Here is a 23,600-nt window from a genome sequence, read left to right on the forward strand (position 1 = left end):
GCCCGGGACATGTCCCGGGCCGAGCCTCGCTGCGTCGTCGGGCCTTGCCGGGCCGCGGGCCAGGCCCGAATGTGTCCGCAGCATGCCCGGATCTGTTTACTTCGCAGAAATCTCGGCGTAGCCTGCTGAGAAACCACAGGTTCGGGCATGGAACGGATGTAAACCCACATGTACGCACCGGAGCGCCAGCAGGAGATCCTGCGCCTCGCCCGTGAAGGCGGCCGAGTCGAAGTGCTCTCGCTCGCCGAGGAGTTCCAGGTCACCGCCGAGACGGTTCGGCGCGACCTCAAGGCCCTGGACCGGGCCGGGCTCGTCCGCCGCGTGCACGGTGGAGCCATACCGGCCGGGCGGCTCGACTTCGAGCCGGACCTCGCCGAGCGCGAGTCCACCGCCGCCGACGAGAAGGACCGCATCGCGCGCGCCGCGCTCGCCGAACTGCCGTCGGACGGCAGCGTGATCCTCGACGCGGGTTCGAGCGTGGGCCGCCTCGCCGCGGCCTTCCCGCTGGAGTGCTCGCTCACCGTCGTCACCCACGCCCTGCCCGTCGCCGCGCGCCTCGCCGACCACCCCGGCATCGACCTCCACCTGGTGGGCGGCAGGGTCCGGCACCGTACGCGGGCCGCTGTCGACGCCTGGGCGCTGCGGGCCTACGGCGAGATCCACGCCGATGTCGTCTTCCTCGGCGCCAACGGCTACTCGGCCGACGGCGGACTCACGACACCCGACCTCGCCGAGGCCGCCGTCAAACGCGCGATCGTCGCGGCCGCGCGGCGCGTGGTGCTGCTGGCCGACTCGGCCAAGCACGGGCAGGAGCACTTCGCCCGCTTCGGCGACCTCACCGACGTCGACCTGCTCATCACCGACAGCGGACTCAGCCCGAAGGACGCCGCGGCGATCGAGGCCGCGGGAACGGAAGTCGTACGCGCATGATCCTCACCGTCACCCCGAACCCGTCGCTGGACCGTACGTACGAGGTCCCGGCGCTGGACCGCGGCGAAGTGCTGCGGGCCACGGCCGAGCGAATGGATCCGGGCGGCAAGGGGGTCAACGTCTCGCGGGCAGTCGCTGCGGCCGGGCACCGCACGGTCGCGGTCATGCCGCTGGGCGGCGCGCCGGGCGCACTGGTCGCCGATCTGCTGGAGCGGGCGGGAATCGAGGTCGCGCCGGTGCCGGTGGCGGGCGGGACCCGCTCCAACATCGCGCTCGCCGAGCCCGACGGCACGCTGACGAAGATCAACGCTCCAGGGCCCGAACTGACCGGCGTGGAAGCCGAGTCGCTGTTGTCGGCGGTCCGGGAACACTCGGCGTCCGCCGCGTGGATCGCCTGCTGCGGCAGCCTGCCGCGGGGCCTCACGCCCGCGTGGTACGCCGAACTGGTCGCCCGGGCGCACGCGGCGGGAGCCCGGGTCGCCCTCGACACCTCGGGCCCCTCGCTGCTCGCCGCGCTCGGTTCTCGCCCCGACGTCGTCAAGCCCAACGCCGACGAACTCGCCCAGGCGGTGGGCCGTCCGCTCGCCACGGTCGGCGACGCGGTCAAGGCGGCGGAGGAGCTGCGGGGTCTCGGCGCGAGGGCGGTGCTGGCCAGCCTGGGCGCGGACGGCCAGCTGCTGGTCTCCGAGGCGGGCACGTACTTCGGCTCGGCGGCTGTGACCGCCGTGCGCAGCAACGTCGGCGCGGGTGACGCGTCGCTGGCCGGCTTCCTGGCGGCGGGCGGCGAGGGCCCGGACGCGCTGGCCACCGCGGTTGCGCATGGCGCGGCGGCGGTCCAACTGCCGGGCAGCGTCATGCCGGCGCCGGCCGACCTCGACCCGTCAGCGGTCACCGTGACCCCGGACCTCCCACTGGACCGAGTACTTACCGAGCAAGGGAACCCGCGATGAGAGACATGATCACCGCGGACCTGGTCGACCTCGACCTGGCCGCGACCACGAAGGAGGCCGCGGCCCGTTCGCTGGCCGAGCGGATGGTGAGCCTGGGCCGGATCACCGACCTGGACGGTTTCCTGGTGGACGTGGCGGCCCGCGAGGCGCAGATGCCGACGGGGCTGGACGGCGGGATCGGCATCCCGCACTGCCGCAGCGCGCATGTCACCGAGCCGACGCTGGCGTTCGGTCGCAGCGCGTCCGGCATCGACTTCGGCGCCCCGGACGGTCCGGCGGACCTGATCTTCCTGATAGCGGCCCCATCGGGCGCGGACGACGCCCACTTGACGATTCTGTCGACGCTGGCGCGCCGTCTGATGAACGAGGAGTTCACGGCCGCGCTGCGTGCGTCGACCGACGCGGGCGAGGCGGCGGCCCTGATCCGTGGCGAGGCGCCCTCGCCGGCGGGGGACGGCCCCGTGGCGGTGTCTTCGGCTGCGGCAGGTGGAGCGAGGTCGTCGGGCGAGGCGACTTCGGGCGAGGCGGCCCCGTCCGAGGCGGCTTCGGGTGAGCCGGCCCCGTCCGAGGCGGCTTCGGGCGGGGCCGTCACCACCTCTGCTGCGCCGGAGTTGGGCCGGGGTCCGGCAGCGGCCGGTGGCACCGCCACGCGTGGCGACGAGGCTGCCCCGGACACCGGCTCCGTCGCAGGTGCCGCAGGCGGGGGCGGGGGCGGAGTTCCGGCGGGCGGCAGCCCGGTAGTTGCGGGCCCGGTCTCCGAGAACGGAGCGGACGCCGCCGCGTCGACCCCCTTCCGGATCGTCGCCGTTACCTCTTGCCCCACCGGGATCGCGCACACCTACATGGCCGCCGAGTCGCTCGAGAAGGCCGGCGAGGCCCACGGTGTCGAGGTCGCCGTCGAGACGCAGGGGTCCGCCGGGTTCGCCCGGCTGGATTCCGAGGTCATCGCCGCCGCCGACGGCGTGATCTTCGCGCATGACGTGCCCGTACGGGACAAGGAGCGGTTCGCCGGGAAGCCCACTGTCGACGTCGGCGTCAAGGCCGGGATCAACCGGCCTGCCGAGCTCATCGCCGAGGTGCGTGGCAAGGCCGAGCGCGGTGAGGTCAGCGGGCCCGCTGACCGGGCAGCGCCCGTGGACCGGGCCGGGATGCCGGGCGAGGGCTACGGGACCAAGCTGCGCAAGTGGTTGATGAGCGGCGTCAGTTACATGGTCCCGTTCGTCGCCGCCGGTGGCCTCCTCATCGCTCTCGGCTTCGCCATCGGCGGCTACGAGATCGCCGGCGCCAAGTCCGTGGCCGAACACTTCGTCTGGACCGACCTCACCAGCTGGGCCGCACTGCTCTTCCAGGTCGGCGGGCTCGCGTTCAGCTTCCTCGTCCCCGTACTGGCCGGCTATATCGCCTACGGAATGGCCGATCGCCCCGGTCTGGTCCCCGGCTTCGTCGGCGGGGCGATCGCGCTCACCATCAACGCCGGGTTCCTCGGCGGCCTGATCGCCGGTCTGGTCGCGGGCACGACGGTCATGGCCATCCAACGCCTCAAGGTTCCCAAGCCGCTTCGCGGCATCATGCCCGTCGTCGTGATCCCGCTGATCTCGTCAGCGATCGTCGGATTCCTGATGTTCCTGGTGGTCGGCAAGCCCATCGCCGAGCTTCAGCAGGCGCTCACCGACTGGCTGTCCGGCCTCTCCGGCGCCAACGCGATCATTCTGGGCGTCGTCCTCGGCCTGATGATGTGCTTCGACCTCGGCGGCCCGCTCAACAAGGTCGCGTACACCTTCGCGGTCGGCGGTCTCGCCAACCCCAACGACGGTTCCCTCAAGGTCATGGCCGCGGTGATGGCCGCCGGCATGGTTCCGCCGCTGGCCATGGCGCTGGCCACGACCGTACGCGGCAGGCTCTTCACCAGGACCGAGCGCGAGAACGGCAAGGCTGCCTGGGTGCTCGGCGCCTCCTTCATCACCGAGGGCGCGATCCCGTTCGCCGCCGCCGATCCGCTGCGGGTCATTCCGGCGGCGATGGCGGGCGGTGCGGTCACCGGCGCGCTCTCGATGGCCTTCGAGTGCACCCTGCGCGCCCCGCACGGTGGCATCTTCGTGATCCCCCTGATCGGCAGCCCGTTCCTGTATCTGCTGGCGATCGCGGCCGGCACGGTGGTGAGCGCCGGACTGGTGATCCTGCTCAAGGGGATGCGCAGGACGGAGACGGAGGCTGCCGTCACCGGGACCTCCGCCGCCGAAGAGGCGAAGGTCCCGGTCGCGGCCTGACGGACGTCGGGCGACAGACGACAGACGACGGACAACGGATGAGCGGTGGTTCAGGCCCGAGCCTGGGCCGCCGCTCCTGCCGCTTCCGCTTCCGCTCCTGCCGCTTCCGCCGCCGCTGCCGCCTCCGCCGCCTCGCGGCGCGCGCGGCCCTTCTTCCCGGCCCGGATCGTGTACACCATCAGGCCCGCCAGGATGACGATCGGCAGCACGTTGGAGACCCCGACCATCGTCTCCGTGTCCAGTACGTAGACCAGCCCGGCCTTCACACCCGCCTCGGCCAGGAACGTCACGCCCCAGACGATGGTCAGCCGCCGCTGGCCGGTACGGAAGCCCGGGTACTTGTCCCACATCGCGTTCCAGTCGGCGATGCCGTCAGGCGTACCGTCCGTGCCGAACTTGCGGCCGAAGTAGAAGATCAGCGGCCGCTTGAGCGTGAGGCTGACGAGGAAGGCAAGCCCGAGCAGCCCGGTCAGCGCGGAGTCCTTGAGGAAGAGCAGCTTCGCGCTGTTGTACGCGAGGGCGCTGACCGCTCCCAGCAGCAGAGTGATCAGGATCAGCATGCTGAACTCGTCCACGCGCCTCTTCATGGCGAAGTAGATCGTCAGCTCGACCAGTGGCCAGCAGGAGATGAGCAGCAGGGCGGGGACCTCGTGGATGCCGTGGTCGATCAGCATTCCGTACGTGATCCACGGCAGCAGAACGCCGAACAGGATCGTAGGTCCCCAGGTCAGGAGGATGTTTCCTCGTTTGCCGGATTCAGCCATGGTTGAACTCCATTCCCCCGAGCGGTCGTTCGCCGCAAAGACGGGCCGGAGTTTATGGAGTGAATGTGGGCAGGGAGCCGGGCTTGGCGTGATCTTGACCAAGATCAGAGACAGGGTTGGACCAAGGGACAGGCCTCGTTCCCTCCGGCCGTCGGGCGGACGCTCACCGCACCCCGGTTCACCGCACGCCCGCGCGCAGCTCCATCGCCTCGCGCGCTATGTGCTCCGCGGCGTACACCTCGCACATATGGCGGCCGTCGGGCGTCGCCGTGTGCTCCACCTCCCACAGGCTTGTCTCGGTGCCGTCGAGCAGCAGGAACGCGTGCTCGTACAGCGTGAAGCCCGCGTCCTTCCCCTCCACCCGGCACTGGCGGCCGAAGACCTGCGTGATGTGGTGGGCGAAAGCGGCCCGCAGCAGGCGAGCGGTCTCCTCGCCCGGCCGGTCGGCGTTCTCCGCGCGGCGCAGCACACGGCGCGCGTGGTCCGCGGAGTCGTCCGGGACGTACATCCGGGGGAGCGGGGCCGGGGGCGCGGTCATCAGCGAGGTGAGCAGCTCCAGATCGGCGTCGAGGTCATCGCCTTCGGTGTCGGAGTCGCGGCCGGTGGCCGCGGGCCCGGCGAAGCCCGGGAAACCGGCGGGCAGCCGCGACGCGGCGAGGCGGACCTCGGACTCCTCGGTGTAGAGCTCGTGCTGCTCGGCGGCGTCGCGACCGGTGTTGTGCACCAGCTCCCACAGGACCAGGGAGGTGCCGTCGCTCAGCAGATAGGCATGCCGGTACGTGGCACGGTGCAGGGCCGCACTGTGGTGCGACGAATGCAGCGAACTGGCATGGGCCAGCGCGGATTCGAGCCGCTCGACCGTCGTGTCGGGCAGATCGAAGGAGTTGAGCGCCCGACCCAGGAGTCGCTCGAGCTGCGTCTCGGTTGTCTCGTACGGATCGTTCAAGGTGGGTCTCCAGGCCGTCGCCGCAAGTCACTTGGTGATTGCTAAACGTAGCCCCTGGGTCTGACAACGTGTCCTGCGTTCGGGAAAACGAAGGGGAGTACGCGGGAAGTTCCCGTCCTCCTGGTCAACACGACTGTCCTGTACGTCGGTCGATGTCGTACAGATCCCGGTACGAAGGGAAGGCCCCGCCGGGCCCCTCGACGCTCCGGGCCGCGAGAACCGCCCGCACGATCGCCCGGGTCACCACGTCCGCGCCCGCCGCGAGCACCTCGTTGAGGGCGAGGGGGTTGGTGGCGTCGAGAGGGACGGCGCCGGTGGCGAGCGTGAAGACGGTGTCGCCGTCGTTGAGGAGATGGACGGGGCGTACGGCGCGTGCGATGCCGTCGTGCGCCGTGCCCGCGAGCTTCTGGGCCTGGGCACGGTTCAGATCGGCGTCGGTCGCGACGACGGCGAGGGTGGTGTTCAGTGGCGGCAGCGGAGGCCATCCGCTCGCGCGGCCCGTCTCGTCCAGCCGCTGCCACGCCGCCGTGTGGACCTCGTCCGGCGGGTAGTCGACGCGGCCCTCGAAGTACTGGCCGTACAGCGCACCGGTCAGCGGGTCGATCACCGAACCCACGGCGTTCGCGACCACCAGCGCGGCGACCGTGACACCGGAGCCGAGGACGGTACTGGCCGTGCCGAGCCCACCCTTCAGCCGTCCCACCACCGCTCCGGTACCGGCGCCCACAGCGCCTTCCTCGACCGGTGCACCGCTCTCGGTGGCGGCCGCCGCCTCCACCGCCGCGCGCCCCGTCGAGGCGTCCGGGCGGGCCTGCCAGTCGCCGCCGCGCCCCAGGTCGAAGACGCAGGCCGCGGGCACGACCGGCACGACATGGTGGGGCTCGGGCCCGACCCGTACACCGCGGCCCTGCTCCTCCAGCCAGGCCATCACTCCGGCGGCGGAGTCGAGCCCGTACGCGCTGCCGCCGGTCAGTACGACGGCCTCGATGCGCTGGACCAGGTTGCGGGGGTCGAGGGCGTCGGTCTCCCGGGTGCCCGGGCCGCCGCCGCGTACGTCGACGGCGGCGACGGCCCCGCCCTCGGGTGCGAGGACGACGGTGGTGCCGCTGAGCGCGCGGTCGCCCGGCACGCGCGCGTGGCCGACCCGGAGGCCGGCCACATCGGTCAGGCCGCCCGTGAGCCTGTCCGTGAGCCCGTCGGCCTGTCCGACGACCGGCCCGTCCGTCGGCCTGTCCCTCGGCCCGTCTGCCGTCCCGCCCGTCGGTGCGTCATTTGTTGCCATGAAGCCCATGCGTACCACGGGACTTGGCTCAGCGCCCCGGCCACGGCCACGTCCCGGCCATGGCGTCGCTCACGACCCGGCCGCCATCCTGGCGGTGAGCGTGACGCCGGCCGCGGTCGCCGCCGCCGCCACTGTCCCGGCCGCCAGGACCGCCCACTCCCCGGCGAACGTACAGAGCAGGGTCGCCAGCGCGGCGACGGGAAGGATGAGCTGCTGGGCGATCCCCACCTTGAAGTAGCGCGAGTGGAGTCCCCACACCAGCAGCATGAAGACGGCGGAGGGGATGGTGACCGCGGCCGATGCCGCGGTGGTGGAGATATGCGTCTTGCCCACGGCTTGCTCGACCGCGACCTCGATGCCCGCGCCGATCGCGGCGGCCGAGGCGAAGATCCCGTAGTGGCCGTAACCCCAGAGGAATCCCTGCTTGTTGGAGGCCAGTCGGGCATGGGCCGGGACGACGAAGTAGATCCACCAGGCGGCAAAGACGATCAGCAGGCCGCCTGCGGCGATCGGCAGCACCTCACCCAGCGCGTCGTTCTCGGCGATGCCGGACTTCACGGCGCCGGTGGCCGCCGCGATCGTCTCGCCGAGAACGATGATGGTGAACAGGCCGTAGCGCTCGGCGATGTGGTGCGGGTGCCAGTTGGTGTGGAAGTCTCTCTCGGCGTACACCGGTACGCACATCTCGGCGATCGCCATCACCAGGAAGATCCAGCCGCGGGCCGACTCGGGCGCGAACAGCAGGGCGGTCCATCCGCCCTGGCAGAGGATCACGCCGCCCGCGTACCGCAGGGCCATGGTCCGCTCGGCGCCGGACGCGGCACGGGCGGCGCGCAGCCACTGCGAGGTCAGCGCGAGACGCATCACCAGATAGCCGAGCCAGACGACCAGGAATTCGTGGTCCTGGAAGGCCTGGGAGACGCCGGCCGCCAGGATCAGTACTCCCGCGATCTGGACGAGGGTCACCACCCGGTACAGGGCGTCGTCGTTGTCGTACGCCGAAGCGAACCAGGTGAAGTTCATCCACGCCCACCAGATGGCGAAGAAGACCAGTACATAGCTGAGAATGCCGTCCGCCGTGTGCCCCTCGGCGACGGCGTGCACCAGCTGCACACCGGCCTGGGCGATCGCCACCACGAAGCAGAGGTCGAAGAAGAGCTCGAGCGGGGTGGCGGCGCGGTGTTCCTCGTCGCGGCGGCGGGCGATCAGCGGGCGCAGGATGCTCGACGGGGTCACTGGACGGTCGGCGCCGGGCGTATGAGTCATGCGGCAAGCACAGCAGAGGGTGAGCTGCTCGGTGGGCGAGACGCGCACAGCCGTGGGCCGGGCCGCCCGCGGGTCCGACCCGCCCCGGCGTCCAGGTCGCCCGCACCCGTACCCGCCCCGGCGTCCAGGTCGCCGTAGCCGTCCCCGCCGCCGTGCCCGCCGCCGTATCCGCCCCGGAGTCCAGGTCGCCCGTCGCCGTACCCGCACCTGTACTCGCCCCGCGTACCCTGGAGGTATGAGCACCGCCCCCGCCCCCGGACCGCGTGATGCGGAGCAGCCGCGGCAGCAGTCCCCAAAACCGAAGCTGATCTTCGACGATCCGCTGGACCAGCAATCCGCGGACGATACGGACCGCGGGTGGGGCGAGCGGCCTCTCGCGAGCGGCGGCAGCGCCGCCGAGCTGGCGCGCTTCCTCGACGAGAAGCCGCCGCACCACATCTGAGCCGTCGCTACTGGTCGCGGCCCGACCCTCGCTGTGCCACGATCGCGTCCCTGATCTCCTTCAGGACCTCGAGCTCGGTCAGCTCGACCACTTCCTTCGCGCCCTCCTTGGCAGCATCCCGGGCGGCCCGCCTGGCCAGGTACTTGGACATGGGCAGCACCATCAGGAAGTAGACGACGGTCGCGGTGATCAGGAAGGTGAGCGTGGCGCCGAGCACGGACCCCCACATGATCCTGATGCCGTCCACCTCGCCGTTCACCATCTTGCAGGTGCCCTTCAGGCAGGAGCTGTACGAGTCGAGATCCTTGGTGCCGAACGCGCCTACCAGCGGATTGATGACGCCCTTCACCACGGCATTCACGATCTGGGTGAACGCCGCGCCGATGACCACGGCGACGGCCAGGTCGATGACATTGCCGCGCATCAGGAAGGCCTTGAAGCCCTCCAGGACGCTGACCTTCTTCTCGCTCACCACTGAGCCTCTCTTCGTATGTGCAGGACACGGAGCCAAACGCTCCGAAACCTACGTCAGCGCGTAGCCGCGCTGTCCAGTCCGCACACGCGAAGAGGGCGCCTGACGGTACGTCAGCACGACGGGGGCGCCGGGTCCGAGTCAGCACACCGTCACTGCCAGTCGCGATGTCGCTCCCGCGCCCGCCAGGGCCGCGGCGGTGGCGCGCGGCACAGACAGGACAACCAGCGCACCGCCGTCCGGAGAAGCCCCGCGCAACCCCGGAACTCCGGTCACTCGGGCGCCCGATGCCACCACCCGCGCCGCAGTTCCTTCCCCCACAGGGGAGTTGGCCGCAGCGATCACATCCACCCGGTCTCCCGGGCGCAGCAGCCGGACCGTGGCGGCATCCGCGATACGCACCGGAGCGGACACCATCGCGGCGGCGGGCCGCCGCTCACGCTGCGGCGCGGCAGCCAACGCCTCGGCGCCACCACCATCCGCTCCACGCGCACCCGAAGCGGCAAGCGCCGCTGCCGTCATGGCGAGCCCCGCCGCCATCGCACGTCGCCGCCGGAGCACCGCCCGCCGCACCGCGCACCCGCAGCGGGGCGAACGGCGGCACGCCGAGCAGCTCCGGCGCCGGGGAAGAAGGGGGAGGAGGGAGCGGAGAAGGGAGGGAAGAAGGGAGCGGAGGGAGAGAAGGAGGGGGAAGCGACATGACACACACCGCCTGCCGTGAGGAGTGGAGTTGGACTGACCACTCCTCACGATCCACTTTCCGCGCGCATCCCGCCGACGCCTGTGGACGACCCCAGCGTTGTGGACAACTCCCTCACCCGCAGGAGGGTTCACCGCATCGGGCCGAAGGTCTACGGCAGCTGAAGCCCCGTGTCGATGCCGTCCAGCGCATGCGAACAGATACAGTCCCGCGTCTCACCCGCCGGCAGCCCCGCAACCGCGTCGAAGAGCACCGCGCGCAGCCTGTCGACACTTGCGGCGAAGACCTTCATCACGTCTCCCTGCGAGACGCCCTCACCCGTCTCGGCCCCCGCGTCCAGGTCCGTCACCAGCGTCATCGACGTGTAGCAGAGCCCCAGCTCACGGGCGAGCACCGCCTCCGGGTGCCCGGTCATGCCGACCACCGACCAGCCCATCGCCGCATGCCACTGCGACTCCGCCCGGGTGGAGAAGCGCGGCCCCTCGACCACCACCAGCGTCCCGCCGTCCACCGGCTCCCAGTCCCGCCCGCGCGCGGACGCGAGCACCGTCTTGCGCCCATCCGGGCAGTACGGATCGGCGGGCGACACATGCACCACGTTCGGAATGGTCCCGTCCGGCAACGGCAGACCGTCGTAGTACGTCTGCGTACGCGCCTTCGTGCGGTCCACGAACTGGTCGGGCACGAGAAGCGTCCCGGGACCGTACTCCGGCCGCAGCCCGCCCACCGCGCACGGCCCCAGCACCTGCCCCACGCCCACCGACCGGAGCGCCCACAGATTGGCGCGGTAGTTGATGCGGTGCGGCGGCAGATGGTGGCCGCGTCCGTGCCGGGGCAGGAAGGCGACCCGCCGCCCGGCGATCTCGCCGAGGAGCAGCGAGTCGCTGGGACTGCCGTACGGGGTGTCCACCTGGATCTCGGTGACGTCCTCCAGGAAGGAGTAGAAGCCCGAGCCGCCGATCACGCCGATCTCTGCGTTCGCGTTGGTCGCATTCGTCGCCATGGCGATCACACTATCCGTACGCGAAAACGCCAAGGACCCCGCCGTACACAACGGCAGGGTCCGGAAAAGCAGGCGTCAGGCGGGGCCGAACTGTGTCAGGCGGCGGAGCTGCCGCTGGAGCTCGAGGAGGAGCCCGACGAAGAGGAAGCCGACGTCGAGGACGAAGAAGCGGCGGGCTTCGAGTCCGACGACTTCGCGCTCGTGGACGACGACGCGGACGCCGGCGACGATGACGTCGACGCGGGCGAGCTGCTCGAGGACGCACCACGGCTGTCGTTCCGGTAGAAGCCGGATCCCTTGAAGACAATGCCCACCGCCGAGAACACCTTCTTCAGGCGTCCATCACAGCCGGGGCACACGGTCAGGGCGTCATCGGTGAACTTCTGCACCGCCTCGAGGCCCTCGCCACATTCGGTGCACTGATACTGGTAGGTCGGCACTTGTCTTCCTCCTGGCACTCTCACTCAATGAGTGCTAACGACGATCCATAGTGACCTATTCCGCTGGATCAGTCCACCGTCAGCGGCACGCGGTGACTCATCCCACGCGCCGCGATCCGCCCCGCAGCCCTCGACGACAGCCGCGAGCGGAGCGAAACCAGGGTGACCAGCGCCAGCACCGTGCCCACCAGCGGTACCACGAATCCGGCGCTCGCGCCGTTCTCGTCGGCCAGCCGTCCGGCCACCGTCACGGCCGCCGCCTGACCCAGCGCCACGGCGCCCGTCAGCCAGGTGAAGGCCTCGGTACGGGCCGAAGCCGGCACCAGCGACTCGACCAGCGTGTAGCCGCTGATCAGGGCGGGCGCGATGCAGAGGCCGACCAGCAGTCCCAGCCCCGCGAGCAGTGCCACGGAATGCACCGCCCACAGCGCGGAGGCCGCCAGCGTCAGCCCGGCGTAGCCGAGCACCAGCCGCCGCCGCGGCCCGCTCTTCCAGGCGATGGCACCGCAGGCGATGCCGGCCAGCATGTTGCCGGCCGCGAAGATCCCGTACAGCAGTCCGTTGGCGCCGGGGTTGCCGACCTCCTCGGCGAAGGCGGTCAGCGAGACCTGCATTCCACCGAAGACCGAACCGATGCCGAGGAAGGCCACGGCCAGCACCCGCACTCCCGGGACGGAGAGCGCGGACGCGTGCGGTTCGGCGGCCGTCGCCTTGGGGCGTACCGCAGGCTGCGTGCCGCTCTGGGCGGCGAAGAACAGACCGCCGGCGAGCGTCAGTGTTGCCTCGGCGATCAGTCCGGCCGCCGGGTGCACCCCGGTGCACAGCGCGGTCGCGAGCACAGGTCCGACGACGAAGGTGAACTCGTCCGTCACGGATTCGAAGGCGGCCGCCGTCGACATCAGCGGCGAACCCTCCAGCTTGGCCGCCCAGCGGGCTCGCACCATCGGCCCGACCTGCGGTACGGAAGCACCCGTGGGCACGGCCGCGACGAACAGCGCCCACAGGGGCGCGTGCGCCAGCGCGAGCGCCGTCAGCGCGGACACGGACGCGGCGTGCACCAGCACGCCGGGCAGCAGTACGGCGCGCTGCCCGAGACGGTCCGCGAGTTTGCCGCTCTGCGGCGCGAAGAGCGCCATGGAGACGCCGGTGAAGGCGGCGACGGCGCCGGCGCTGCCGTACGAACCGGTGGTGTGCTGCACCAGCAGGACGATGCCGATGGTCAGCATCGCGAAGGGCTGCCGCGCCAGGAAGCCGGGGAGCAGGAATGTCCAGGCGCCGGGTGTGCGCAGGAGCTGCCCGTATCCAGGACGGTGGTTGACCGTGGATGCCACGGTCCGTGCCTTTCTGCCGCCTGGTAGCGCTCCCCTGGTACGCGTCGTACTTGTGGTACGAGACGCGACGGAGCCGCCGAGAGCTGTCCTCTTGCGCGGAACTGCGGTAGATACCGGGGCCCACTGCGAGGGCTCCGCGGCCGCCATACGGTCGCGCCAGCTCTGCGTCAGGCAGAGTTGGTCGATCAGTGTGCCTTGATGCTACAGGGAATCTTCGATTCGTACCTGGGAAATAGCTCACACATTCCAAGATCGCCTGTGATTGGCCGGATCACCCCGTGGATCTTCCTCCGGCGTTTCCGCCCGTTCCCAGCCAGTCGGCCAGCTTTCCGCCCTGACCGACCGCCCGCAGTCGCCGCTCCGCGGCGTCCCGCACCGGATCCGTCGCCACCACCAGCAGCTCGTCACCCCGCCGCAGCACGGTGGACGGCAGCGGTACGAAGCTCTTCCCGTCGCGTACGACCAGGGTGACCGCGGCGCCCGCGGGCAGCCGCAGCTCCGCGACCTCCACGCCGTGCATCCTCGATCCCTTCGGGATCGCCACCGACAGCAGATGCCCGCGCAGCCGCTCCAGCGGCGCCGACTCGATGCCCAGATCGGCGGCGTCGGACGTGCCGCCGAGCCGCAGTGCCTTCGCCAGCCAGGGCAGCGTCGGTCCCTGGACCAGGGTGTAGACGACGACCAGGACGAAGACGATGTTGAAGACCCGGTCGCTCCCCTCGATGGAGGTGACCAGCGGGATGGTGGCGAGAATGATGGGGACGGCGCCGCGCAGTCCCGCCCACGACAACAGCACCTGCTCCTGCCACGGAATACGGAAGGGGAGCAGGCTGACGAAGACCTCCAGCGGCCGCGCCACCATGGTCAGCACCAGACCCACCACGACCGCGGGCCAGAAGTCGTCGAGCAGCTCGTGCGGCGTCACCAGCAGACCGAGCAGCACGAACATGCCGATCTGTGCGATCCAGCCGAGGCCCTCCGCGAATCCGCGGTTCGCCGGCGCGTGCGGCAGCCTGGAGTTCCCGAGCACCATCGAGGCGAGATAGACGGCGAGGAAGCCACTGCCGTGTGCCATGGCGCCGGCCGCGTACGCCACCACCGCGATCGCCATTACCGCGATCGGGTACAGACCCGAGGCGGGCAGCGCCACATGCCGCAGCCCGAACGCGCCCAGCCAGCCCGTCGCGAGGCCGATGCTCGCGCCGATCGCCAGCTCCAGCGCGATCTTCCCGACCAGTACGTACCAGTCGTCGACCGGACCTGGCGTCGAGAAGGCCACCACCAGGATCACCACGGGGGCGTCGTTGAAGCCCGACTCGGCCTCCAGCACACCGGTCACCCGGGACGGCAGCGGCACCTTGCGCAGTACGGAGAAGACCGCCGCGGCGTCCGTCGAGGACACGACCGCGGCGATGATGAGCGCCTGCCGCCAATCGAGCCCGACCAGATAGTGCGCTCCGGCCGCCGTGATGCCCACACTCACCGCGACGCCGACGGTCGACAGCACGACCGCCGCGGGCAACGCGGGTTTGATCTCCTTCCACTTGGTGGCCAGGCCGCCCTCGGCCAGGATCACCACAAGGGCGGCATAGCCGATCACCTGCGTCAGTCCGGCGTTGTCGAACCTGACGTCGAAGATGCCGTCCTGCCCGATCGCGATCCCGATCCCGAGATACAGCAGCAGGCTGGGGAGCCCACTGCGGGACGAGATGCGTACCGCCGCGACGGCGATGAGCAGAACGAGCGAGCAGATGAGCAGGAGTTCGTTGAGCTGGTGGACAGTCAGTGGCCGATCCTTCCCTAGCGCCTTCACGCCGGATCGCTCATCCAGCCGGCGACACTTCGTTACCTTACCTAATCTTTAACGTTTCCTTGACGGGTCGATCATCCGTGCGAGCGAGGGCCCGGCTGTCGCCTTACGGATACCGCGTCCGGGGCGGTGGAGCGCTGCGCCTATGGTTGCTCCCAGCACTCCAGGACCAGCCTGCGCCTCGAAGGACAGCGATGCCCGCCAACACAACCGCCTCTTCCCCCAAGAAGAAGAAGGGGCGACGCGCCCGCCTGCTCGTGATCGTCCTGGTGCTGGCGCTTGTCGCGGGTGTCGGATATGGGACGTACTGGAGCATCAGTACCGTGCGCGCCTCGTTCCCGCAGACCACCGGAACGGTCAAACTCGACGGCCTCTCCGGCCCGGTCGAGGTCAGACGCGACAATTACGGCATCCCGCAGATCTACGCGGACAGCGACCAAGACCTGTTCCGCGCCCAGGGCTTCGTCCAGGCGCAGGACCGCTTCTGGGAAATGGACGTCCGCCGCCATATGACGGCCGGCCGGCTCTCCGAGATGTTCGGCTCGGGACAGGTCGAGACGGACGCCTTCCTGCGCACTCTCGGCTGGCGCCAGGTGGCGCAGAAGGAGTACGACACCCTCCTCACGCCTGCGACCAAGAAGTACCTCCAGGCGTACGCCGACGGCGTCAACGCCTACCTCAAGGGTCGCGAGGGCAAGGACCTTTCGGTCGAGTACGCCGCCCTCGCCTTCAGCAATGACTACAAGCCCGAGAAGTGGACGCCCGTCGACTCGGTGGCCTGGCTCAAGGCGATGGCCTGGGACCTGCGCGGCAATATGCAGGACGAGATCGACCGCTCGCTGCTGACGAGCAGGCTCAGCGAGAAGCAGATCAAGGACCTGTATCCGGCCTATCCGTACGACCGGAACAAGCCGATTGTCGACAGGGGCGGTATAGACCCCGTGACCGGGAAGTTCGACCCGGCAGCCAAGCCGTCCGACGGGTCCAACGGCGGCAGCGGCGGCGGGAACAGTGCGGCGGGCGCAGCCCAGGGCCTCAACTCCCAGCTCTCCGCGCTCTCCAAGACCCTCGACACGATCCCCGCCCTGCTGGGCCCCAGCGGCAGCGGCATCGGCTCCAACTCCTGGGTCGTCTCCAGCAGGTACACGACGACCAACAAGCCGATGCTGGCCAACGACCCGCATCTCGCGCCGTCGCTGCCCTCGCTCTGGTACCAGATGGGCCTGCACTGCCGGACCGTCTCGGCCACCTGCCAGTACGACACCGCCGGCTACACCTTCTCCGGTCTGCCCGGCGTGATCATCGGTCACAACCAGGACATCGCCTGGGGCTTCACCAATCTCGGTGCCGACGTCACCGACCTCTACCTCGAGAAGCTCAGCGGCGACCGCTACCAGGTGGGCAACGAGGAGAAGGCGCTGACGACCCGCAAGGAGGTCATCAAGGTCGCGGGCGGCTCCGCCAAGACGATCACCGTGCGCTCCACCGGTCACGGCCCGCTGGTCTCCGACCGCAGCAACGAGCTGGAGAAGGTCGGCCAGAAGGCCCCCGTCCCGAACGCCGCCCCCGCCCCTGACCGTGGCGCCGGATACGCGGTCGCGCTCCAGTGGACCGCGCTGCAGCCCGGCAAATCCATGGACGCGGTCTTCGAGCTCAACCGCGCCAAGGACTTCAACTCCTTCCGCGCGGCCGCCAAGAACTTCGAGGTCCCTTCGCAGAACCTCGTCTACGCCGACGTCAAGGGCCATATCGGCTACCAGGCTCCCGGCAAGATCCCGGTCCGCGCCGAGGGCGACGGCACGAAGCCAGTTCCCGGCTGGGACCCCCGGTACAAGTGGAAGCGCTACATCCCCTTCGATGAGCTGCCGTACGAGTACGACCCCGACCGCGGCTACATCGTCACCGCCAACCAGTCGGTGATCGATGCGAAGAAGTACCCGTATCTGCTGACCAAGGACTACGCCTACGGCGCCCGCAGCCAGCGGATCAATGACCTCATCGAGTCGAAGATCCAGGGCGGCGGGAAGATCTCCACCGAAGACATGCGCACCATGCAGATGGACAACAGCAGCGAGATCGCCAAGCTGCTGACGCCGTATCTGCTCAAGATCGATGTCTCGGACAGCTACGTCCGCGAGGCGCAGAAGATGCTGGAGGGCTGGGACTACACCCAGGAGCCGGACTCCGGTGCCGCCGCGTACTTCAACGGGGTCTGGCGCAATGTCCTCAAGCTCGCCTTCGGCAACAAGCTGCCCAAGGAGCTGCGGGTCGAGGGCGAGTGCCTCAACGTCCGCCCGGCCGACAGCTCCGCCCCGGACGACCAGCTCAGCGAGCGGGTGCGGGAGTGCGGCCAGCGCGACGCGGAGTCGGCGCAGCCGGACGGCGGCGACCGCTGGTTCGAGGTCGTGCGCAGGATCCTCAAGGACGAGAACAACCAGTGGTGGCATTCCCCGGCCAGCCGCACGGACGCGGCCACCACCACGCGGGACCAGCTGCTCGCCAGGGCCATGGAGGATGCCCGCTGGGAGCTGACGGCCGAGCTCGGCAAGGACGCCTCCAGCTGGAGCTGGGGCAGGCTGCACCAGCTGACGCTGAAGAACCAGACCCTCGGTACCGAGGGTCCCGGCTTCCTGCAGTTCGTCCTCAACCGCGGCCCGTGGAACCTGGGCGGCGGCGAGGCGGCGGTCAACGCCACCGGCTGGAACGCGGCGGGCGGCTACGGCGTCATCTGGGTGCCGTCGATGCGGATGGTCGTCAACGTCGGTGACTGGGACAAGTCACGCTGGATCAATCTGACCGGTGCGTCGGGGCACGCGTACAGCGCGCACTACACCGACCAGACGGACAAGTGGGCCAACGGTGAGCTGCTCGACTGGGCCTACGGCGAAGCGGCCGTGAAGGCGAAGACCGTCGACACCCTCAAGCTCACTCCGTAAAGCGCCTGACGGCCGTGGGTGTCACCACCGCGTGCACGGGGTGGTCGTGCGGTTCCTCCGGGACCCGCGCGAGCACCTCGTTCGCGTACAGCAGAACCACCAGCGCGGGGTCGGCGCCGGCGGCTGCGAGACGGGAGAGGACTCGGTCGTACGAACCGCCTCCGCGGCCGAGTCGCATACCGCGCGCGTCCACCGCGAGTCCCGGAAGGAGCACGGCATCCGCTTCGAGTACGGCGTCCACGCCCAGCCGCTCGCCGTCCGGCTCCAGCAGCCCGCGGCCGGCGCGCACCAGATGCTCCGGGCCCCTGTAAACGCCCCAGTCCAGGTCGTTGTCCGCCTTCAGGACCGGCAGCAGGACGCGTACGCCCCGCTCGCGCAGCGCGTCGAGCAGCGCGCGTGTGCCGGGCTCGCGCCCCACCGAGACATATGCGGCGACCGCGCCCGCTTCGGTCAATTCCGGGAGACCCAGGGCCTGTCGCGCGAGAACCGCGGCGGCCTTTTGAACGTCCTCAGTGGACAGAAGGCCCCGGGCGTCGAGGAGTTCACGTCTTACCGCACTCTTTCCGGACAAGTCGCCGCTCATGTCACCTTCACAAACCTCGCGTATGCGCCTCTATGAGCAGGAAGTTAACCGGAGGCTCATCTTCAGCCCATACTTACCGGATAGTGTGCATCGCATGACTAAGTCGCACCCCAGGATCAGCAAGGCTGTTATCCCTGCCGCAGGCCTCGGAACCCGGTTCCTGCCTGCCACGAAAGCCACTCCCAAAGAGATGCTGCCTGTCGTCGACAAGCCTGCTATCCAGTACGTCGTCGAGGAGGCGGTCTCGGCCGGCCTCTCCGACGTACTCATGATCACAGGCCGCAACAAGCGCCCGCTCGAGGACCACTTCGACCGCAACTACGAGCTGGAGAGCGCGCTCACCCGCAAGGGCGACGCCGAACGGCTGGCGAAGGTGCAGGAGTCGAGCGACCTCGCCACCATGCACTATGTGCGCCAAGGCGACCCGCGCGGCCTCGGCCACGCCGTGCTGTGCGCCGCCCCGCACGTCGGTGACCAGCCCTTCGCGGTCCTCCTCGGCGACGACCTGATCGACCCGCGCGACCCGCTGCTCGCCCGCATGGTCGACATCCAGGAGCGGGAGGGCGGCAGTGTCATCGCGCTGATGGAGGTCGACCCCGCCCAGATCCATCAGTACGGCTGCGCGGCCGTCGAGGCCACCGGCGAGTCCGACGTGGTCAGGGTGACCAAGCTGGTCGAGAAGCCCGAGCCGTCCGAGGCGCCGAGCAACCTCGCCATCATCGGCCGCTATGTCCTGGACCCCGCGGTCTTCGAGATACTTCGGCAGACCGAGCCGGGCCGCGGCAACGAGATCCAGCTCACCGACGCCCTCGAGAAGCTCGCCGAGGACGAGAAGCTGGGCGGGCCGGTGCACGGCGTCGTCTTCAAGGGCCGCCGCTATGACACCGGCGATCGTGGCGACTATTTGCGGGCGATTGTCAGACTCGCGTGCGAACGTGAAGACCTGGGCCCGGAGTTCCGGACCTGGCTTCGCAGTTATGTGACCGAGGAGATGTAGCGCTGTGAGCAGCACGATCTGGTCGGTGGACGACCATCTGGAGGACATCCTCAGCGCGATCCGTCCGCTGGACCCGATCGAGCTGCAACTGCCCGACGCCCAGGGCTGTGTCCTCGTCGAGGACGTCACGGTGCCGGTCGCCCTGCCGCCCTTCGACAACAGCTCCATGGACGGGTACGCGGTCCGTGCGGCCGACGTCTCGGGCGCCAGCGAGGAGTTCCCGGCGGTCCTCACGGTCATCGGCGATGTGGCGGCCGGCGGCGGCGGTCTGCCCACGGTCGGCCCCGGCCAGGCCGCGCGCATCATGACCGGCGCCCCGCTGCCGCCCGGCGCGGAGGCGGTCGTCCCGGTCGAGTGGACCGACGGCGGTACGGGCGGCGGAGCGGCCACCACGATGCGCCCGGCCGGCGAGGCCCCCGAGGGTGCGAGCGGCGAGGTCCGCGTCCACCGCCCGGTCGAGGCAGGGGCCCATGTGCGCGGGCGCGGCAGCGACGTCCAGGCGGGCGATCTGGCGCTGGAGGAAGGCACGGTCCTCGGCCCGCCGCAGATCGGACTGCTCGCCGCGATCGGCCGCGGCACCGTGCGCGTACGGCCCCGTCCGCGTGTCGTCGTGCTCTCCACCGGCAGCGAACTGATCCAGCCCGGCGAGAAGTTGGGCGAGGGCCAGATCTACGACTCCAACAGCTTCGCGCTGTCCGCCGCCGCGCGTGACGCGGGCGCCCTCTCCTACCGGGTGGGCGCGGTCACGGACGACGCGGAGACCCTGCGCGCCACCATCGAGGACCAGCTGATCCGCGCCGATCTGCTGGTCACGACGGGCGGCGTCAGCGTCGGCGCGTACGACGTGGTCAAGGAGGCCCTCTCGTCCGTGGGCGACGAGGACGTGCCGGGCAGCGGGATCGACTTCCGCAAGCTCGCCATGCAGCCCGGCAAGCCGCAGGGCTTCGGCTCGATCGGCCCTGAGCACACCCCACTGCTGGCGCTGCCGGGCAATCCGGTCTCGTCGTACGTCTCCTTCGAACTGTTCGTACGTCCCGCGATCCGTGCCCTGATGGGCCTGAAGGACGTCCATCGGCCGAAGGCCCGCGCCGTGCTCAAGGCCGACAAGGCCCTGTCGTCACCCTCCGGCAGGCGGCAGTTCCTGCGGGGTACGTACGACCACGAATCGGGCACCGTCTCCCCGGTCGGCGGCTCGGGCTCCCATCTGATCGCGGCGCTCGCCCATGCCGACTGCCTGATCGTCGTCCCGGAGGCCGACACCTCGGTCGAGCCCGACGCGGAGGTGGAAGTGGTCCTCCTCGGGTGACCTGCGTGCGGTGGCGGTACCGTGTCTGCCCACACAGGCCCTGAGGGCCCGGACCGGGAGCGCCGCACCAATGAGCACGCACGACAGGCTGACGCACATCGACGAGGCGGGGGCGGCCCGCATGGTCGACGTCTCCGGAAAGGACGTCACCTCACGTACGGCCCGCGCCAGCGGCCGGGTCCTGGTATCACCGCGGGTCGTGGAACTGCTGCGCGGTGAGGGCGTCCCCAAGGGTGACGCACTCGCCACGGCCCGTATCGCGGGCATCATGGGCGCCAAGCGCACGCCCGATCTGATCCCGCTCTGCCACCCGCTCGCGGTCTCCGGTGTGAAACTCGATCTGAAGGTCGCGGACGACGCCGTCGAGATCATCGCGACGGTGAAGACGACCGACCGCACGGGCGTCGAGATGGAGGCCCTGACGGCGGTCTCGGTCGCCGCGCTCACCGTCGTCGACATGGTCAAGGCCGTGGACAAGGCGGCGGTCATCAGCGACATCCGGGTCGAGGAGAAGACGGGCGGCAAGTCCGGCGACTGGATCCGGTCATGAGCCCGGCACCGCGGGCCGGAGAGGTGTACGGCCACAGCCACGGGCCCGGCTCCGAAGCCGCCGACCTCGCAGCCGCCGACCTCGACGCGGCCGGCACCCGGGCGACCGCCCCTGAGGCGACCGGCGGCGAGGCGGCCAAGCCGGTCGCGCCGTACCGGGCCCTTGTTGTGACGGCGTCGAACCGTGCCTCCGCCGGGGTCTACGCCGACAAGGGCGGTCCGATCCTCGCCGAGGGCCTGTCCGCGCTCGGCTTCCAGGTCGAAGGCCCGCGGGTTGTGCCGGACGGCGACCCCGTCGAGCAGGCCCTGCGGGACGGCGTCGCCGCCGCGTACGACGTCATCCTCACCACCGGCGGCACCGGCATCTCGCCCACCGACCGGACGCCCGACGTCACCGCCCGCGTCCTCGACCACGAGATCCCCGGCATCCCCGAGGCGATCCGCGCGTACGGACGCGAGAAGGTGCCCACCGCGGCCCTGTCCCGCGGCCTCGCCGGTGTCGCCGGCCGGACCCTGATCGTCAACCTCCCCGGCTCCACCGGCGGAGTACGCGACGGACTCGCCGTCCTGGAAAGGCTCCTGATCCACGCCGTCGAACAGATCCGCGGCGGAGACCACCCCAGACCCATCCCCCGGACTCCGTCCGGGGGGACCCCCGGGAGCCCAAGCTGAACACCCCGTTCTGGCCGGTGATCCTGGCGGACGGCGATATCGCCCTTCGTCCGATAAAGCTGCGCGACCAGCGGGCCTGGCGCGAGGTCAACCGCCGCAACCGCGACTGGCTGCGGCCCTGGGAGGCGACGATTCCGCCGCCGGCCCCCGGCAGCCCGGTCGCCCAGCGCCCCACCTACCGCCAGATGGTCCGCCATCTGCGCGCCGAGGCCAACGCCGGGCGGATGCTGCCCTTCGTCATCGAGTACCGGGGACAGCTCGTCGGTCAGCTGACGGTCGCCGGGATCACCTGGGGCTCGATGTGTTCGGGGCATGTCGGCTACTGGGTCGACCGGGCGGTGGCGGGCCGCGGCGTCATGCCGACGGCCGTCGCCCTCGCCGTCGACCACTGCTTCCGTACGGTCGGACTGCACCGCATCGAAGTCTGCATTCGCCCGGAGAACGGCCCCAGCCGCCGGGTCGTGGAGAAACTCGGATTCCGCGAAGAGGGACTGCGGCCCCGTTATCTCCACATCGACGGTGCCTGGAGGGACCATCTGGTCTTCGCGCTCACGGCCGAAGAGGTACCGGAGGGACTGCTCCGCCGCTGGCACCAGGCACGACCCGGAACGCCACGGGAAATAAAATAAATGTTCGAAATTGATCGCCGTCAGCCATGAACTGATCTGAACAATCACAAAAAAAGTCCGTGATATCAGCCAGATCGTGCGACACACCGGGCCAATTGGCGGATGCCCTCATGCGAACCCCTCTACGGTGTGAAGTGTGAGCAGCAGTGGCCTCATCTACGCAGTCATCGTCGGGGCCTGGGCCGCCTACTTGGTGCCGATGTGGCTCCGCAGGCAGGACGAGCTCAATGAAGCCCGTCCGACGGAACGCTTCTCCACCGCCATCCGGCTGCTGTCCGGACGCGGGGCGATGGAGCGCCGGTACGCCAAGGAGCTGCGAGAGCGCGCGGCCGAGGAGGCCGGGGCCGACGTGGACCCGGACGCGGCCACGGACCGTTTGAGTTCCGTGGACGTCCGGGCCTTCGCCACGCCCCCGGCCCGTACCGAAGCCCGGCTCGACGTCCCGGCCCGCCCGGTGCCCGCGCAGGCGGAACCGCCCCAGGCCCCGGCACAGTCCCGGGGCCCGGCCCGTCCCGGCACCCGGCGCCCGCGTCCGAACGGCGCCGCCGCCGAGCGCGCCCGCCGTACCAAGGTCCTGGCCCGCCGCAGACGTACCATCGTGGTCCTCTTCTTCGCCTTCACCCTCGGCGCGATCGTGGCCGCGGTCGGCGGGCTCGGCTTCCTGTGGGCCCCGGCCCTCCCCGCGGTGCTCCTCAGCGTGTACATCGTGCATTTGCGCGGTAAGGAGCGGCGGCGCTTCGCGTTCACCATGGACCGGCGCCGGGCCGAGGCCGCGGCGCAGCGGCTGCGCGAGAACCATCCGCGCCGGCACCAGGCCGCGGCGGGGTCCGCCGTCGAGCCGGACGAGGAGCAGGAGACGCGCCCCGAGCCCGAACCAGCTGCCACGCTCTCCCCGCAGGAGGCAGGACGCCGCGCGCTGGTCGAGCAGACGGACCACGCGGAGTGGGTCGACCAGCAGCGCGAACGCGGCCCGGCGCGCGGCGACAGCTGGGACCCGGTCCCGGTCCCGCTGCCGACGTACGTCACCGCTCCGGTCGCCCCGCGCGCAACGAGCGGCGTGGACTTCAGCGACCCGGAGACCTGGAGCTCGGCGCGCTCCTCGACCGCGGAGCCGACCCAGGAAGCGGAGCCGCCGGCTGATGCGCCTCCGCGCCAGCGGACGTCCCCGCCCCGCCGCACCCGGGACCGCGGCCGTACGCCGCTCTTCGACCAGTACGCGGAAGAGGACCGGCCGCGCGCCGCCAACGAGTGAGAGCGGACGCGTCCCGGCTCCGCCGGCCCGCTTCCGTGACCAGCGAGGGAACCGATTTCCAAGCACCCCAATG

General features: G+C 70.4%; 22 protein-coding genes. 11 read left to right on the forward strand and 11 right to left on the reverse strand.

The window, feature by feature from the left end; genetic code table 11:
* Window positions 1-168 precede the first annotated feature (168 nt).
* The 3 genes from ACFYXH_RS10170 to ACFYXH_RS10180 are packed head-to-tail and all read left to right on the forward strand — an operon-like array spanning window position 169 to window position 4,147.
* Window positions 169-930, forward strand: coding sequence for a DeoR/GlpR family DNA-binding transcription regulator (locus tag ACFYXH_RS10170; RefSeq protein ID WP_389561623.1), 762 nt, complete (start codon window positions 169-171; stop codon window positions 928-930).
* Window positions 927-1,880 carry a 1-phosphofructokinase gene (pfkB, locus tag ACFYXH_RS10175; RefSeq protein ID WP_389561624.1) on the forward strand — a complete coding sequence of 318 codons (954 nt, stop codon included), beginning with the start codon at window positions 927-929 and terminating at the stop codon, window positions 1,878-1,880. Before ACFYXH_RS10170 ends, pfkB begins: the two co-directional genes overlap by 4 nt.
* Complete coding sequence (locus tag ACFYXH_RS10180) at window positions 1,877-4,147, forward strand: fructose-specific PTS transporter subunit EIIC (RefSeq protein WP_389561625.1); 2,271 nt, start codon at window positions 1,877-1,879, stop codon at window positions 4,145-4,147. The genes pfkB and ACFYXH_RS10180 overlap by 4 nt, the downstream gene beginning before the upstream one ends.
* Window positions 4,148-4,197: 50 nt before the next feature.
* On the opposite strand, the gene ACFYXH_RS10185 is transcribed toward ACFYXH_RS10180, so the two are convergent.
* The 4 genes from ACFYXH_RS10185 to ACFYXH_RS10200 form a co-directional block, all read right to left on the reverse strand.
* Complete coding sequence (locus ACFYXH_RS10185; protein ID WP_389561626.1) at window positions 4,198-4,911, reverse strand: VC0807 family protein; 714 nt, start codon at window positions 4,909-4,911, stop codon at window positions 4,198-4,200.
* 178 nt (window positions 4,912-5,089) lie between these two features.
* Window positions 5,090-5,857 (reverse strand): DUF6227 family protein, encoded by a 768-nt coding sequence (locus ACFYXH_RS10190; RefSeq protein ID WP_389561627.1) that lies wholly within the window; start codon window positions 5,855-5,857, stop codon window positions 5,090-5,092.
* A gap of 124 nt (window positions 5,858-5,981) precedes the next feature.
* Entirely contained in the window at window positions 5,982-7,139 is a 1,158-nt protein-coding gene (locus tag ACFYXH_RS10195) for a P1 family peptidase (protein ID WP_389561628.1), read from the reverse strand.
* A 69-nt stretch (window positions 7,140-7,208) separates the two neighbouring features.
* Entirely contained in the window at window positions 7,209-8,405 is a 1,197-nt protein-coding gene (locus tag ACFYXH_RS10200) for a low temperature requirement protein A (RefSeq protein WP_389561629.1), read from the reverse strand.
* A gap of 235 nt (window positions 8,406-8,640) precedes the next feature.
* Between ACFYXH_RS10200 and ACFYXH_RS10205 the strand changes: the two genes are divergently transcribed.
* Complete coding sequence (locus tag ACFYXH_RS10205; protein ID WP_389561630.1) at window positions 8,641-8,847, forward strand: hypothetical protein; 207 nt, start codon at window positions 8,641-8,643, stop codon at window positions 8,845-8,847.
* Window positions 8,848-8,854: 7 nt separating this feature from the next.
* Here the strand turns inward: ACFYXH_RS10205 and mscL are convergent, their stop codons facing one another.
* From mscL to ACFYXH_RS10235, 6 genes are all read right to left on the reverse strand, one after another.
* Window positions 8,855-9,319, reverse strand: a complete 465-nt coding sequence (mscL, locus tag ACFYXH_RS10210) for a large conductance mechanosensitive channel protein MscL (protein WP_389561631.1) — start codon at window positions 9,317-9,319, stop codon at window positions 8,855-8,857.
* Window positions 9,320-9,460: 141 nt separating this feature from the next.
* Complete coding sequence (locus ACFYXH_RS10215; RefSeq protein WP_389561632.1) at window positions 9,461-9,841, reverse strand: hypothetical protein; 381 nt, start codon at window positions 9,839-9,841, stop codon at window positions 9,461-9,463.
* A gap of 329 nt (window positions 9,842-10,170) precedes the next feature.
* A complete protein-coding gene (locus ACFYXH_RS10220; protein ID WP_389561633.1) occupies window positions 10,171-11,022 on the reverse strand; it encodes an S-methyl-5'-thioadenosine phosphorylase in 852 nt (283 codons plus the stop codon).
* Between the two features lie 95 nt (window positions 11,023-11,117).
* On the reverse strand, window positions 11,118-11,462 hold the full coding sequence (locus ACFYXH_RS10225; RefSeq protein WP_389561634.1) for an FmdB family zinc ribbon protein: 345 nt from the start codon (window positions 11,460-11,462) through the stop codon (window positions 11,118-11,120).
* 68 nt (window positions 11,463-11,530) lie between these two features.
* Window positions 11,531-12,793 (reverse strand): MFS transporter, encoded by a 1,263-nt coding sequence (locus tag ACFYXH_RS10230; protein WP_389561635.1) that lies wholly within the window; start codon window positions 12,791-12,793, stop codon window positions 11,531-11,533.
* A gap of 271 nt (window positions 12,794-13,064) precedes the next feature.
* Window positions 13,065-14,606: a potassium/proton antiporter gene (locus ACFYXH_RS10235; RefSeq protein WP_389561636.1), complete on the reverse strand. Its 1,542-nt coding sequence runs from the start codon at window positions 14,604-14,606 to the stop codon at window positions 13,065-13,067.
* Between the two features lie 191 nt (window positions 14,607-14,797).
* Here ACFYXH_RS10235 and ACFYXH_RS10240 point away from each other — a divergent pair, with 191 nt between their 5' ends.
* A complete protein-coding gene (locus tag ACFYXH_RS10240; RefSeq protein ID WP_389561637.1) occupies window positions 14,798-17,539 on the forward strand; it encodes a penicillin acylase family protein in 2,742 nt (913 codons plus the stop codon).
* Here the strand turns inward: ACFYXH_RS10240 and ACFYXH_RS10245 are convergent.
* Window positions 17,529-18,122, reverse strand: coding sequence for a 5-formyltetrahydrofolate cyclo-ligase (locus tag ACFYXH_RS10245; RefSeq protein WP_389561638.1), 594 nt, complete (start codon window positions 18,120-18,122; stop codon window positions 17,529-17,531). The two genes, ACFYXH_RS10240 and ACFYXH_RS10245, sit on opposite strands and share 11 nt — an antisense overlap.
* A gap of 94 nt (window positions 18,123-18,216) precedes the next feature.
* Here ACFYXH_RS10245 and galU point away from each other — a divergent pair, with 94 nt between their 5' ends.
* The 6 genes from galU (at window position 18,217) to glpR (ending at window position 23,527) form a co-directional block, all read left to right on the forward strand.
* Entirely contained in the window at window positions 18,217-19,119 is a 903-nt protein-coding gene (galU, locus tag ACFYXH_RS10250; protein WP_389561639.1) for a UTP--glucose-1-phosphate uridylyltransferase GalU, read from the forward strand.
* 4 nt (window positions 19,120-19,123) lie between these two features.
* Window positions 19,124-20,425 (forward strand): gephyrin-like molybdotransferase Glp, encoded by a 1,302-nt coding sequence (glp, locus tag ACFYXH_RS10255; protein WP_389561640.1) that lies wholly within the window; start codon window positions 19,124-19,126, stop codon window positions 20,423-20,425.
* Between the two features lie 70 nt (window positions 20,426-20,495).
* Window positions 20,496-20,975, forward strand: coding sequence for a cyclic pyranopterin monophosphate synthase MoaC (gene moaC, locus ACFYXH_RS10260; RefSeq protein ID WP_389561641.1), 480 nt, complete (start codon window positions 20,496-20,498; stop codon window positions 20,973-20,975).
* A 167-nt stretch (window positions 20,976-21,142) separates the two neighbouring features.
* Window positions 21,143-21,646 (forward strand): molybdenum cofactor biosynthesis protein B, encoded by a 504-nt coding sequence (locus ACFYXH_RS10265; RefSeq protein ID WP_389561829.1) that lies wholly within the window; start codon window positions 21,143-21,145, stop codon window positions 21,644-21,646.
* A 17-nt stretch (window positions 21,647-21,663) separates the two neighbouring features.
* Entirely contained in the window at window positions 21,664-22,275 is a 612-nt protein-coding gene (locus ACFYXH_RS10270) for a GNAT family N-acetyltransferase (RefSeq protein WP_385300647.1), read from the forward strand.
* A 136-nt stretch (window positions 22,276-22,411) separates the two neighbouring features.
* Window positions 22,412-23,527 (forward strand): gephyrin-like molybdotransferase receptor GlpR, encoded by a 1,116-nt coding sequence (glpR, locus tag ACFYXH_RS10275; RefSeq protein WP_389561642.1) that lies wholly within the window; start codon window positions 22,412-22,414, stop codon window positions 23,525-23,527.
* Window positions 23,528-23,600 lie beyond the last annotated feature (73 nt).

The sequence above is a fragment of the Streptomyces sp. NPDC002730 genome (genome assembly GCF_042888805.1).
In the GTDB taxonomy this organism is placed as follows: Bacteria; Actinomycetota; Actinomycetes; order Streptomycetales; family Streptomycetaceae; genus Streptomyces.